This is a genomic window from Amycolatopsis azurea DSM 43854, assembly GCF_001995215.1.
GTDB classification, from domain to species: Bacteria; Actinomycetota; Actinomycetes; order Mycobacteriales; family Pseudonocardiaceae; genus Amycolatopsis; species Amycolatopsis azurea.
This window is the reverse complement of record NZ_MUXN01000013.1, coordinates 250,561-264,016: the sequence shown is the minus strand read 5'-3', so window position 1 is coordinate 264,016 and position 13,456 is coordinate 250,561. Positions and strand designations below refer to the sequence as shown.

Annotated in this window: 11 protein-coding genes; 7 read left to right on the top strand and 4 right to left on the bottom strand. The window is 69.1% G+C overall.

Features of this window, described 5'->3' with window-relative positions; all coding sequences use genetic code 11:
* Positions 1-256 precede the first annotated feature (256 nt).
* Positions 257-2,662, top strand: coding sequence for a transglycosylase domain-containing protein (locus B0293_RS18565; protein ID WP_005168104.1), 2,406 nt, complete (start codon positions 257-259; stop codon positions 2,660-2,662).
* Between the two features lie 160 nt (positions 2,663-2,822).
* On the top strand, positions 2,823-5,351 hold the full coding sequence (locus B0293_RS18560) for a transglycosylase domain-containing protein (RefSeq protein ID WP_005168105.1): 2,529 nt from the start codon (positions 2,823-2,825) through the stop codon (positions 5,349-5,351).
* A gap of 73 nt (positions 5,352-5,424) precedes the next feature.
* On the opposite strand, the gene B0293_RS18555 is transcribed toward B0293_RS18560, so the two are convergent.
* Positions 5,425-6,459, bottom strand: a complete 1,035-nt coding sequence (locus B0293_RS18555; RefSeq protein ID WP_005168106.1) for a Gfo/Idh/MocA family oxidoreductase — start codon at positions 6,457-6,459, stop codon at positions 5,425-5,427.
* Between the two features lie 70 nt (positions 6,460-6,529).
* Here B0293_RS18555 and B0293_RS18550 point away from each other — a divergent pair, with 70 nt between their 5' ends.
* The gene (locus B0293_RS18550; protein ID WP_005168107.1) at positions 6,530-7,624 is read left to right on the top strand and encodes an ROK family transcriptional regulator; all 1,095 of its coding nucleotides are present in this window, start codon (positions 6,530-6,532) and stop codon (positions 7,622-7,624) included.
* Positions 7,625-7,634: 10 nt separating this feature from the next.
* Positions 7,635-9,173, top strand: a complete 1,539-nt coding sequence (locus B0293_RS18545; protein ID WP_005168108.1) for a glycosyltransferase family 87 protein — start codon at positions 7,635-7,637, stop codon at positions 9,171-9,173.
* Here the strand turns inward: B0293_RS18545 and B0293_RS18540 are convergent.
* Together B0293_RS18540 and B0293_RS18535 are read right to left on the bottom strand one after the other, a co-directional pair.
* Entirely contained in the window at positions 9,130-9,465 is a 336-nt protein-coding gene (locus tag B0293_RS18540) for a hypothetical protein (protein ID WP_005168109.1), read from the bottom strand. The two genes, B0293_RS18545 and B0293_RS18540, sit on opposite strands and share 44 nt — an antisense overlap.
* Before the next feature lie 43 nt (positions 9,466-9,508).
* Positions 9,509-10,024, bottom strand: a complete 516-nt coding sequence (locus B0293_RS18535; protein ID WP_005168110.1) for a hypothetical protein — start codon at positions 10,022-10,024, stop codon at positions 9,509-9,511.
* 106 nt (positions 10,025-10,130) lie between these two features.
* Here B0293_RS18535 and B0293_RS18530 point away from each other — a divergent pair, with 106 nt between their 5' ends.
* Entirely contained in the window at positions 10,131-10,604 is a 474-nt protein-coding gene (locus B0293_RS18530) for a hypothetical protein (RefSeq protein ID WP_005168111.1), read from the top strand.
* Between the two features lie 61 nt (positions 10,605-10,665).
* Here B0293_RS18530 and B0293_RS18525 read toward each other — a convergent pair whose 3' ends face one another.
* Positions 10,666-11,445, bottom strand: coding sequence for a deoxyribonuclease IV (locus tag B0293_RS18525; protein ID WP_005168112.1), 780 nt, complete (start codon positions 11,443-11,445; stop codon positions 10,666-10,668).
* Positions 11,446-11,565: 120 nt separating this feature from the next.
* On the opposite strand from B0293_RS18525, the gene B0293_RS18520 reads away from it, so the two are divergent.
* Entirely contained in the window at positions 11,566-12,369 is an 804-nt protein-coding gene (locus B0293_RS18520) for a hypothetical protein (RefSeq protein ID WP_005168113.1), read from the top strand.
* 124 nt (positions 12,370-12,493) lie between these two features.
* Entirely contained in the window at positions 12,494-13,396 is a 903-nt protein-coding gene (locus tag B0293_RS18515) for a hypothetical protein (protein WP_005168115.1), read from the top strand.
* Positions 13,397-13,456: the final 60 nt, after the last annotated feature.

Below are 13,456 nucleotides of genomic sequence, written 5' to 3'. Positions count from 1 at the left end.
GCGTTCCGCCGACCCCCGTTCCGCAGATCCCCAGTGGCCCGGTGGCGACGGCGGCGGCCCGGAGTGGCCGTCCGACGACGAACCGCGTCGTCCCGCGGCCCCGCGCCGCCCCAACGGCATGCCCCCGCGCAGGCAGGGACCTCCTCCGCCCGGCAACCGCCCGCCTCAGCGGTCCCAGCAGGGTGCCGTCGGTCACCGCCCGCCGCCTCCGCCCGGCAACCGCCGTCCGCCGGCTCCCGACGACCAGGCGACCGCGATGGTCCAGCCGGTCGAGCCGGAGCCGTACGAGCGCGAGCCGGAGCTCATCACCCACCACGCGCACAACGGCACCGAAGACCCGTACGGCTATGACCCGTACGACGATCGCTATGACGATCGTCACGAAAGCTCCGCGCTCGGCGCCGAGGGCGAAGACCCCTACGACGACGAGCCCGCCGAGGACGAAGAAGACGGCAAGAAGAAGGTCCTGACGCCGAAGCAGCGCAAGCGGCGCCGCTGGCGGATCATCCGCCGCGTCCTCTACGCGATGTTCGGCCTGTTCGTCGTCGTCCCCGCGATCGCGTTCGTCATCACCTACTTCCTGGTGGACGTCCCGTCGCAGGAAAGCGTCGCGAGCCAGCAGAGCCAGCCGATCACGCTGATGTACGCCGACGGCAGCCCGATGGGCAAGATCGCGCCCGCCAGCGGTGGCAGCCGGTACCTGCTGAAGCCCGGCGAGGTCCCCGAGGCGGTCAAGAAGGCCGTGTACGCGGCCGAGGACTCGTCGTTCGAGACCAACTCCGGCTTCGACATCGGCGGCATCCTGCGCGCGGTCTACAACAACGTCACCGGCGGCCAGGGCGGCGGTTCGACGATCTCCCAGCAGTACATCAAGAAGGCCACGGCCAACGAGGCGCCGACGCTCACCCGTAAATGGACCGAGCTGGCCAAGTCCTTCAAGATGAACAACCAGATGTCCAAAGAGGAGATCATCACCGCGTACCTCAACACCATCTACTTCGGCCGCAGCGCGAACGGCATCGAAGCGGCCGCGCAGGCCTACTTCAAGAAGCCGGCCAAGGAGCTCAGCGCTTCGGAGGCGGCGCTGCTGGGCGGCCTGATCCAGGGGCCGAGCAAGTCCGAGAACGAGGCCTACGCGCAGCGGCGCTGGAACTTCGTGATGGACCAGATGGTGGCGAACAAGTGGCTCGACCCGGGTGAGCGCGCCGCCGCGCAGTTCCCGAAGCCGATCCCGAAGGCGCAGGCGAAGGCCGACGACGCCGGCACGCTGAGCCTGCACATCCGCAACCGCGTGATCGACGAACTCGAAGCCCGCGGCTACGACCAGGCCCGCTTGCACCAGGGCGGCTTCAAGATCACCACGACGATCGACCCCAAGGCGCAGAAGATGGCCGAGGAGTCCGTCGCCGAGGGGATGAAGGGCCAGACGGACGAGAGCATCCTGAACGCGCTCGTCGCGGTCGACCCCAAGACCGGCGGCGTGGTCGCCTACTGGGGCGGTCCGGACTGGACGAAGAACGACCAGGGCCAGGACGTCCAGGCGCACGACTGGGCGGACGTCCCGCACAACCCGGGTTCGGCGTTCAAGGCCTTCGACCTCGCCGCGTTCCTCAAGATGGGCAAGGGCCTCGGCGAGACCTTCGACGGCTCCAACAACCGGAAGTTCGACTCCGGCAACGGCACCCTCCGCACGATCCGGAACGCGGGCGAGAGTTCCAACTGCGGCACCCAGTGCACGGTCGCCGAGGCGATGAAGGTCTCCGCGAACACCGTGTTCTACGACATGGTGATCAACAAGACCAAGGTCGACCCGGTGGCGAAGGCCGCGAAGGAAGCCGGTGTGCGGACGGAGAACGAGGGCGGCAAGTCCGTTCTCTACCCCGACCTCAACATCGCGCTCGGTGGTGGCCGCACGGTGACCACGGCGGAGGACATGGCGGCCGGGTTCGCCACGTTCGCCGGTGAAGGTGTCCGTCAGAAGCAGCACTTCGTCGCCAAGCTGACCAACTCTCAGGACGAGATCGAGTTCGACGAGACGGCCCCCAAGGGCGCTCCCGCCTTCAGTGACGACGCCGACAAGAGCAAGCAGATCGCCGGCAACATCACCGACGCGCTCGAAGAGGTCGTCCCGTACTCGAAGCTGAAGTGCCCGAAGGGCAACGAGTGCGCCGGCAAGACCGGGACACAGCAGTACGACTTCAAGGACAGCGACCCGGCGAGCTACCACGAACGCAACGCGCAGACCTGGATGGTGGGCTACACGCCGAGCATCTCGACCGCGGTGTGGGTCGGCGGCGACGGCAACAAGCCGCTGCACGACAAGAGCGGCAAGCCGATCTACGGCCGGACGATCGCCGGTCCGATCTGGGAAGACTTCATGTCCCGGTACATGACCGGCAAGCCGTCGGAGAAGTTCGACAGCGTCAAGCCGATCGGCAAGGACGCCAGGTCGGTGCCGACGACGACGGTCTCGAAGCCGCCGCCGGCCACGACGACCACGCCCGAGACGCCGACGACCACCCCGACGCCGACGATTCCCACCGAGCCGACGGAGCCGACGGAGACCGGCGGCTGGCCGACGAAACCGACCAAACCCACCAAGCCGACCAGACCTGGACCGGGGACTTCCGATCCGTTGTTCCCGAACGGCGAAGATCCGTGATGATCGGACGAAGCGGCTGAAGAAGGTGTGCCGGGCGTTGGCCCGGCACACCTTTCTTTCGTCACACCGGTGAACCTGAACCGGTCCGGTACGTCTTAACTAGAAGGAGACCTGCGACCGCAGGACCGCGCTCACCGACGGAAGGTTCGGAGGACGTCCAGTGAACGACGATCCCCACGGCGGATGGCCAGGTCAGGACCCTGACCCCGCCCGTCGTCCGCAACGCCCGGCCGGACCGCCCCGCCGCCCCGCCGGAGGACAGCCTCCGGGATACGGGCAGCGACAGGGTCCCGGCCCGCAGGGTTCAGGGCAGGCGCCGTGGCAACGGCAGGGCCCGCCCCAGCAGCAGCCGCCGCCTCGGCGTCCGCAGCGACCGCCGGTCGCGCCGCAGCACGAGCCGGACCTCATCACGCATCACGAGCACAACGGCACCACTGATCGTGGCTACGACGATCGGTACGACGACCAGTACGAGGACGAGCAGCACGGCCCGGAGACCGACGAGAACGGGAAGCCGATCCTCACCCCGGCCCAGCGCAAGAAGCGCCGGTGGAGACGAATCCGGCGGGTGCTGCTCGCGCTGTTCTGCCTCTTCGTCGTCATCCCGGCGATCGCGTTCGTGATCACCTACTTCGCCGTCGACGTCCCGTCGCCGCAGTCGGTCGCGGCCACGCAGGGCCAGGCGGTGACCTACTACTACGCCGACAACACCGAGATGGGCAAGGACGTCCCCAAGGGCGGCAACCGGCAGATCCTGACGCCGGAGCAGATCCCGGACATCGTCAAGAAGGCCGTCATCGCCACCGAGGACGCCTCCTTCGAGACGAACTCCGGTTTCGACGTCGGCGGCATCCTGCGCGCGGTCTACAACCAGGTGACCGCGGGCAAGGGCGGTGGTTCGACCATCTCCCAGCAGTACATCAAGGTCGCCAGCGGGGACGACGAATCGTCGCTCGCCCGGAAATGGACCGAGCTCGCCAAGTCCTTCAAGATGAACCAGACGTACGAGAAGAAGGACATCATCTCGGCGTACCTGAACATCATCTACTTCGGGCGCGGCGCGTACGGGATCGAATCGGCCGCGCAGTCGTTCTTCGGCAAGCCCGCAGGTGAACTGAACGCCTCCGAGGCCGCGCTCCTCGCGGGCCTCATCCAGCAGCCGGGCCGTTCGGAGAACCCGAAGGTCGCGAACGAACGCTGGACGGTGGCGCTGAACCGGATGGTGGAGAACAAGTTCATCTCCGCCGCGGACCGCGCGAACCTGCAGTTCCCGACGCCGATCCCGCAGGCCGACAAGCAGCAGGCAGGCGTGGTGAACCCGTTCATCCGCGACAAGGTCAAGGAAGAACTGGCCGCGAACGGCATCACCGACGACGTCTACTACAAGGGCGGCTACAAGGTCTACACGACCATCGACCCGAAGGCGCAGGCCGCGGCCGAGCAGGCGGTCGCCGAAGGGATGAAGGGCCAGACCGACGAGAACCTGCTCAACGCGCTCGTCGCGGTCGACCCCAAGACCGGCGGGGTGAAGGCGTACTACGGCGGCCCGTCCATCGTGAAGGGACCCAACGGCCAGGATCTCAGGGGCCGTGACTGGGCGAACACGCCGCAGAACCCCGGGTCGTCGATGAAGCCGTTCGACCTCACCGCGTACATGCAGCTGGGCAAGGGCGGCATCAACTCGACGTTCGACGGGTCCAACAACCGGCAGTTCGGGAAGCAGACGATCCGCAACGCCGGTCCCGGCAGCTCGTGTTCGGCGCAGTGCACCGTATCCGAGGCGATGCAGCGGTCGGCGAACACGGTGTTCTACGACATGGTGGTGAACCAGACCAAGCCGGGTCCGGTGGCACAGGCCGCCAAGGACGCCGGGGTCAAACCCGCCCCCGACGGCGTCTCCGAACTGTTCGCCGACAACAACATCGCGCTCGGCGGTGGCAAGACGGTCGTCAGCCCGGAGGACATGGCCGCCGCGTACGCGACTTTCGCGGGAGATGGCCAGCGACGGGCGAAGCACTTCGTCGCCAAGGTGACCAACTCGCAGGACGAGGCCGCGTACTCGGCTCCCGAGGAGGCGAAGCCGGCGTTCGCCGACGACTCCGACAAGAGCAAGCAGATCGCCGGCAACGTCACCGAGTCGCTCAAGGGTGTCATCCCGTTCTCGAAGCTCAAGTGCCCCAACGGCCACGAGTGCGCGGGCAAGACGGGAACCCAGCAGCACACCTACCGGGCGGGTGAGCCCGCGTCGGCGAAGGACGCGAACTCGCAGACCTGGATGGTCGGCTACACGCCGTCGATCTCGGCCGCGGTGTGGGTCGGCGGTGACGGCGACAAGGCGCTGAAGGGCAAGAACGGCAAGTCGATCTTCGGTTCGACGATCGCCGGGCCGATCTGGGAGAAGTTCATTTCGCTGTACACGAAGGGGAAGCCGGGGGAGCGCTTCGACAAGGTCAAGATCATCGGCGGGGACGACAGCAACACGGTCCCGTCGACGCAGACCCCGCCCGAAGACGGCGATGACCCGGACCAGACCGGCACGCCGTCGTCCACGCCGTCGTCGCCGTCGTCTTCGCGGAACGAAGAGAATCCCCCGTCCAGCTCGAAGAACCCGCCTTCGTCCAGTGAGAACAACGAAGAGGGCGGTAACGGTCCCGGCCGAGGTGGCGGGGGCAGAGGCGACAACGGTTAGCTTCGGCCCAAGTACATGAAGGCCCCCTTCCTTGCGCTAGACGCGAGGAAGGGGGCCTTCATGTACTGCGGGACTAAAGGGTGACGACGCGGCCTTCGGCACCCGAGAGGTGAGCGGCTTCGATGACCCGCAGCGCCTCGACGGCGGAGGCGGGATCGACCGGGAAGTCGCCCTTGCCGAGGAGCGCGTCGCGCACCTGCGCGTAGAAGTCCTCGTAGCGGCCGACCTCGGTGGGCACGGTCTCGACGTCGTCGTTCACGCCGAGCACGCCCGCGTCCGACGGCGGTTCCACGGCCCAGCCGGGGTCGCCGGGCCGCAGCCCGTCCTTGATCTGCGGCTCCTGGACGTCGAGGCCGTACTTCGTGAACGTCGCCTTGTCGCCGAGCACGCGGAACCGCGGGTTCCGGGTCCCCGCGAGCGCGGACGCCCACAGGTGCGAACGCACGCCGTTGACGTGCCGAAGGGCGACGAAGACGTCGTCGTCGACGGACACCCCGGCGCGGCGCTTGTCGACCTCCGCGTAGACCTCGGAGACCGGGCCGAACAGCTGGAGCGCCTGATCGACGATGTGCGCGCCGAGGTCGTAGAGCAGCCCGCCCGCCTCGGCGGGGTCGCCGAGCTCGCGCCAGTTGTCGCGCGGCTTCGGCACCCAGCGGTCGTAGCGGGACTCGAACCGGAAGACGTCGCCGAGGCTGCCCGCGTCGAGGACCTTCCGGACGGTGAGGAAGTCCGAATCGAACCGGCGGTTCTGGAACACCGTCAGGCCGACGCCCTTGGCCTTCGCGGCTTCGGCGACCTTCGCCGCTTCGGCCGCCGTCGGCGCGAAGGGCTTGTCGACGACGACGGGCAGGCCTGCCTCGATCGCCCGAAGCGCGAGCGGGACGTGCGTGCGGTTCGGCGTGCTGATGACGACCAGGTCCAGTTCACCCGCCTTGGCGAACAACGCGTCGGCGTCCGGCAGCACGTCCGCGGCCGGGTAGTCGGCGCTGGCCTGCCCCACCCGGTCCGGATTCGAGGTGACGATGGCGGCCGGGGTGAGCCCCGCCGTCGCGTCGACCAGCGGGGCGTGGAAGACGCGCCCGCCGGTGCCGTATCCGAAGATCCCCACTCGCAAGTCAGCCATGCGTCCATTAAACAACAGTGTTGCGTAATCAGCCAGTCATGGCAGGATGCCCGCTATGCCGGAGACCGGGGTCAATCTGCGCGGGCTGCGCCAGCACAACCGAGCGCTGCTGCTCACGCACATCCTGCGTGCGGGCGGCCTCAGCCGCGTCGAGCTCGCCGAACGCACCCGGCTCACCCAGCAGGCCGTCTCGAAGATCGTCCCCGAGCTGCTGGAAGCCGGCCTGCTGGACGAGGAACGCCAGCCCGCGTCCGGAGTCGGCAAACCGCGCACGCTGCTGCGGGTGCGCGCGGACGCCCGGCACGCGCTCGGCGCCCAGCTCGACCGGGACTCCTTCCGCGTGCTCGTGACCGACTTGACCGGGAAGATCATCGCGTCGCGAGGCGGGCCGCTCACCCCGGGATTCACCCCCGACCAGGCCGTTTCCTCTATCGGCGAAGCGACCGAAGCGCTGCTCGACGGCGTCGGACGTGAACGTGTGCTCGGCCTCGGCGTCGGCTCCGTCGGGCCGCTGGACCACCGCGAAGGAGTGGTCCGGGACGCCACGAACATGCCCGGCTGGCACCACGTGCCCCTGCGCGACCTGCTCGCGAAACGCACCGGACTGCCCGTGCGGCTCGACAAGAACACCAACGCCGCCGCCTTCGCCCAGCACTGGCCGGAAGGCGGCCGGGCCGCGACCGCCGTCGTGCTCGTCGGCACCGGGATCGGCGTCGGCCTGCTGATCGACGGCAGGGTGTACCGCGGGCCGCGGACCAACGCGGGCGAGTTCGGGCACACGACGCTCGCCTTCGACGGGCCGCGGTGCGCGTGCGGGCGCCGCGGCTGCGTCGAGGTGCTGCACAACGCGGCGCCGACCACCGAAGAGGCGGCCGGGCTGCTGGGGATCGGGCTCGCCGACCTCGTCCAGGTCCTCGACCTCGAGCGTGTCGTGCTGACCGGGCGTTCGGTCCGCGCCGAGCCGGAGGTGTACCGCGACACGGTCGCCGCGCGGCTGCGGGAACTGCTGCCTTTGCCGCAGTGGCAACGGATCCAGGTCGACCTCGACGAGATGGGCGACGACGTCGTCGCGTTCGGCGCGGCGGCCGAGGTGCTCGCCGGGTTCTACGACAGCGGCGATGTCACCGGGTGGTTAGCGCCTAGGCGCTAACATCCGCCACGTGTCCGACCAGACGACCCAGCCCGAGGCTCCGCTCTCCCTCACCCCCGGCGAGCGGGTCATCCCGAGCTGGAACGAACCGCTCGTGGCCGCGGCCTCCAGGCCGATCGGCGGGCCGCTCGGCGAACACGCGGCCGTGGGACGGCACTGGTTCTGGTCGCCGCAACGGGTCGGGCTGCTGCTGGCCTGTCTCGCGCTGCTGCTCTCGTGGTTCGGCAAGGCGTCCTGCATCCAGCAGTACACCGACGACTCCGGGACGAACCAGCTCGACTGGCGGGCGGGCCGCCCGTTCGTCGCGATGTGCTACTCGGACATCATCCCGCTCTACAGCTCCGAGCGGCTGAACGATTCCGACACCTTCCCGTACGTGACCTCGTGGACCGAGGACGCGGGCACGGCGAAGGAGACGACGCGGTACATGGAGTACCCGGTCGTGACCGGGCTGTTCCAGTGGATCAACGCGAAACTCACCGAAGCCTGGCTTTCGGTCGCAGAATCGGGCTGGCTGCCCGGCGCGCTCCCGGTCGCCGTCTACTTCAACATCTCGGCGCTCTGGCTCGCGCTGGCCTGGCTCGTCACGGTGTGGGCGACCGGGCGATCACTGAAACGCCGTCCGTGGGACGCGGTGCTGGTGGCGATCGCGCCACTGGCGCTGGTGCACGTCTTCACCAACTTCGACGCCATCGCGACCGCGTTCACCGCGACCGCGCTGCTCGCCTGGGCCCGGCGACGGCCCGAGGTCGCGGGCTTCCTGCTCGGTCTCGGCGCGGCGGCGAAGCTGTATCCGCTGCTCCTGCTCATCCCGCTGTTCTTCCTGTGCCTGCGCGCGGGCAAGGTCAAACAGTGGGTGCTGACCGCCGGGCTCGCCGCGGCGACGTTCGTGGTGGTCAACGTCCCGTTCGCGCTCGCCGCGCCGACCGGCTGGTGGGAGTTCTTCCGGCTCAACACCGTGCGCCCGATGGATCCGGACTCGCTCTACAACGTGATCTCCCATCTGTCCGGCTGGGCCGGTTTCGACGGGAAACTCGCCACGGGCCAGACGCCGGTCGTGCTCAACGTCGTCGTCGCGGTGCTGTTCCTCGCCGCCTGCGCCGGCATCGGGTACGTCACGCTGAAGGCGCCGCGCCGTCCGCGGCTCGGCCAGCTGGCCTTCCTCGTGGTGGCCGCGTTCCTGCTGACCAACAAGGTGTGGAGCCCGCAGTACTCGCTGTGGCTGGTGCCGCTGGCGGTGCTCGCGATCCCGCGCTGGCGGCTGCTGCTCGGCTGGATGATCATCGACGCGCTGGTCTGGGCGCCGCGGATGATGTACTACCTCGGCGTCGACCACAAGGGCCTGCCCGAGGACTGGTTCCTCGGCACCGTCGTCGTCCGCGACCTCGCGGTGCTGGGCCTGTGCGCGCTGGTGATCCGGGACATCTACCAGCCGCGCACAGACCCCGTCCGCCTAGCCGGGGACGACGATCCGGTGGGCGGATTCCTCGACGGCGCCCCGGACGTCAACCGCGCTTCAACACGTCGGGTCCAGGACGCTCCAGCTTGATGTGCTTGCCGAAGTCGTCGGAGCCGAAGTCGTCGATCTGGACGACGACCGTCTCGGGCGAGGTTTCGACGAGACGGCAGGCGAACCAGTCCTCGCCGTGCTTGACCGACCAGCGGTCGGCGAGGACGGCGAGTCCTTCGGCCTCCAGCAACGCGACGGAGTCGTCGAAAGCGGCGGGCCCGCCGAGCGGGTAGCCGAAAACGGTCAGTGCCTGCCAACGGGTTTCCGCGGCGGGAGCGACGTAGCCGACGTGCTCGCCGTCCTCCGCCCGGTACACGGTCCGGTTCTTCATGCGGATCAGGTTCGACCCTCCCGCCACGTGAGGGTCAAGCCGGTTAACGGACGACGTAGCCGCCCGTGCTCGTCGGGAAGAACGGCACCGGGCCGGTGCACGGCAGGACGTCGTGCTCGATGCCGCCGTAGGCCCAGCTCCAGCCGATCCGGTCGTGACCGCGCGGCTCGTCCTGGACCGAGAAGCCGACCCTGCGGCCGACGACGGTGATCGGGAGGCCCGGGATGTCGGCGCGTTCGATCACGCCGGTCAGGACGGCGAGGCTGCCGGCCCGCGAGACGCAGTCGACCTTGCCCTCGAAGTCGGCGACGAGCTTGCCGTCCTTGGTCACGTGATTCACGTGGAACCGGCCCGAGGACTTGCCCGGTTCGCCGAACGCGGCGAAATCGAACCGGACCGGGTCGTTGTCGTAGCCGGGGAACGTCAGCGGACCGCCCGCAGACCCCACGACGACCGAACCGGACGGCCGTTCCGGGGCGGCCGTCGCCTGCGCTGCCCCCAGTGTCGTCGCCGCGATGGCGAGCGCGGCCGCGACAGTGATCTTCGCCTTGATGTTCATGAGTTTTCCCTCCAGGTCGGTGTTCCTGGACGAGCCTCTCGCGGTCCGCGCGTAGCGCCCTCCCGCTGGAGAGGGAACGGTCTCCCGCCTGGGTAGCCTGCGCGGTATGGCGTTCCATCAGGCACACGGCAAGGTCGTCCACCGCACCACGCCGTTGCACGGGTACTCCGCGATCCACATGGTCGAGCGGTTCACGGGAGGCCGCTGGGAACTCGCGGCGGGGTTGCCGCGTGACGCCGAAGAGATCACCGAGGACGCGGCGCGCGAGATCCTGGGGGACGCCGCCGACGAGCCGAGCCGGTTCGCGCTCGCACCGGAGGCCGGGACCACGGGCGGACTGAACGCTTGGCCCGCCCAGCTGGACTCGATGATCGACGCCACGGTGGCGTGGCTGCGGGCGAGCGCCGTCGGCTCCGACACCGAACTGGCGTGGGCGCGCTACCAGTCATGGGACTACGACTACGAACTCGACACCCAGGAGGCACTGCGCGACACCGCGTCGCTCGTGTCCCGGATGGTCGAGCAGCGCGCCCGCCTCGCCGCGCGCGCCGAGATGCGCCGGACCCGCGACGTCGACTGACGCGTTTAGTCCTCTGAATGCGTGCACGTCGCATTCAGAGGACTAAACGCGGGAAGAGGCGTCAGGCGGAGGCGACGCGTTCGCGCAGGTAGGCGATGTCGGCGGCCTGGCCGTCGGCCGGGGTCTCGACGATCACGGGCGCACCCGCCTCGGCCGCGACCGCGGCCAGCACCTCGGGGTCGATCGTGCCGTCGCCGCCGACGACGTTGGCGTGCCGGTCCCGCGTCGAACCGAACTCGTCGCGCGAGTTGTTGAGGTGGACCAGATCGATCCGGCCGGTGATGGCCTTGACCTTCTTGACCGCCTCGGTCAGGTCCCAGCCCGCCGCGTACGCGTGGCAGGTGTCGAAACAGAACCCGGCGCCGAATTCGCCGACCTTGTCCCAGAGCCGGGCGATCGTGTCGAGGTCGCGGGTCATCGCGCTGTCACCACCGGCGGTGTTCTCGATCAGGATCGGCACGGCGAAGCCGCCCTTTTCCTGTTCCCGCTCGAAAAGCTTGCGCCAGTTGACGAGACCTTCTTCGACGTCTTCCGCGGAACCGACGTGACCGCCGTGCACGACAAGCCCTTTCGCGCCGATTTCGGCCGCGCCGTTCGCGTGCTGCGTGACGTTCTTCCGCGACGGGATCCGGATGCGGTTGTTCAGCGACGCCACGTTGATCAGATACGGCGAATGGATGAACACCTCGACCGGCGATTCCTTGATCGCTTCGCCGTGCGGGTGGGGTTTGGGAGCCTTCCAGCCCTGCGGGTCGGAGAGGAAGAACTGAAGGACCTCGGCCTCGCGTTCGGCGACCGCGGAAAGGGGATCGTCGTCGCGGACATGGGCACCGATTTTCATGCTGGCAACTTACCCTCGCCGCTTTTTCCCCGGCGCGGACCGGATGGTCACGCTCGTGGGGTAGCGTGAGCGCGTTCCGTTAAAACCGCGTTGGGTCTCGAGGGGCGGAGGACGAACTCGATGGGGAAGACTGCCGGTCGGATCACGGCACTGGGTTTCGCGTTATCGGTTTCGGCCGGGCTCGCGTTCCCGACGTTCGCGATGGCCGCCGAGGAACCTAGTCCGACCTTGTCCGGCGATTGCGCGGCGACATTGCAGAACGGGAAGACCACCAGCGGTCTCGCTCTCGACGTCGCCGCTCCGCTCGGTTCGCCCGAGGTCGCGACGGTCGGCTTGGACTCGAAGGCCAAGACCGCCGAGGGCCGGAAGCCGCTGCTCTCGCTGCCGGTCGGCGATGTGCTCCAGGCGACCAGGCTGACCGACAACGCGGCCGGAGACCTCGTCGCGCAGGGCGTCTGCAAGCCCGTGCAGGGCGCGGTGAACACGGTCGGCAACCTGACCCAGGGCATCGCCAAGCAGGTTCCGGGACTCCCGGAGATCCCGCCGACCCGCCCGCCGGAAGACCCCAAGCCGCCGCAGCCTCAGCCTCCGATGCCGGGACCGGGTCAGCCCGGTGGTCCGGGCACCGAACTCCCGGTCGAGAGCGGCCCGGGGTCCTCCACCGGCATCGGCGGCGACTCGATCGCCGGCGTCATCAGCAACGCCGCGCTGCTCCCCGGCAACTTCGTCCAGGCGCCGGTGATCACCGAGATCATCCCGGGCGAGGTGCCGCCGCCCACCGTGGACGAAAAGGACACCGGCAACGCGCAGGCCGTCCAGGCTCCGGTCACCCCGGCCAAGCTGCCGCTGCTGCTCGCGGTGCTGGCGCTGGCCGTCGTCGCCGCGGCTCTGGTCCGCGCCTGGCTGCGGGGCAAGCCCGCCTGATCTTCACCCTCGGTGACGCCCGCTTCCACTCGAATGCCTGACCTCTTCGAGTGAGCGGGCGTTACTCGTCTCCATTAGCGTCGTTATCCCGGTAGGTGATCCCGACGACGGAGGAGTCGAAGGCATGCGCGAACGGACACGGAGGGCGACCGCCCTGGGTGCCTCGGCCTTCATTCTCGCGGGCTCGGCCGCCCTCGCCATGCCCGGCACGGCCGCCGCCGCGGAGACCAAGACCGCCACCTGCGGCGGATCGGTGTCCGCCAAACCCGGCGACACGATCCTCGGCAAGACACCGCTGCTCGGCATCCCGCTCAACCTCGGCCAGGCCGGTCCGGTCTCCGGCGTGCTCACCGGCACGATCAACGCCCTGCTGGGCGAGGTCTGCAAGGTGGCGGTGACCGTGGTGAACGCCGTCGTCGCGCCGGTCCCGGTCGTCGGCCAGCCCGCCGCGGACGCGCTGAACGGCGCCGTCACCGGCACCACCCAGGCTCTCACCGGCGGCGGCAAGCCCGCCCCCGGCACACAGCCCCAGCAGCCGCAGAAGCCCGGAACCGGCACGCCCGGTGGCGGCAACCCGCAGACGGGCGGCCCCGCCGGCACCCCGGCTCAGGGCGGCACTCCGGCGGGCGGCGGGATCCCGGCGGCGAACAGCCCGCTGCTGCCCGGCACCTTCACCCCGAACTTCGGCGGCCTGCCGTGGGGGATCAGCACGGGCTACGCCCCGATGCGCGACTACAGCTCCATCCCGATGGCGACGGCCGGGCTCTTCAGCCCGTCTCCGGGTATCCGGTATGGCGGGCAGATCCCGGGTTACGCGCCGCAGTTCGGCATCGCCGCTGAGGGTGAGAACGCCGCCGGGAACCCGGACATCCAGAATGCGGGACAGGCCGAAGCGCTACCGAACGTGAGCAACGGGTTCACTCAGGACGGGAAACTGCCGCTGCTGATCGCCGTTTTGGCACTCTCCGGAGTCAGCGCGGGCCTGGTCCGCACCTGGGTCCTCCGCCGAATGGCCGCTACAAGTTAGTCCTACCGCCTAGTATCTTCTTGGTCACTCCCTCGTTATCCCCGTTGGTAGTGCTTTTCA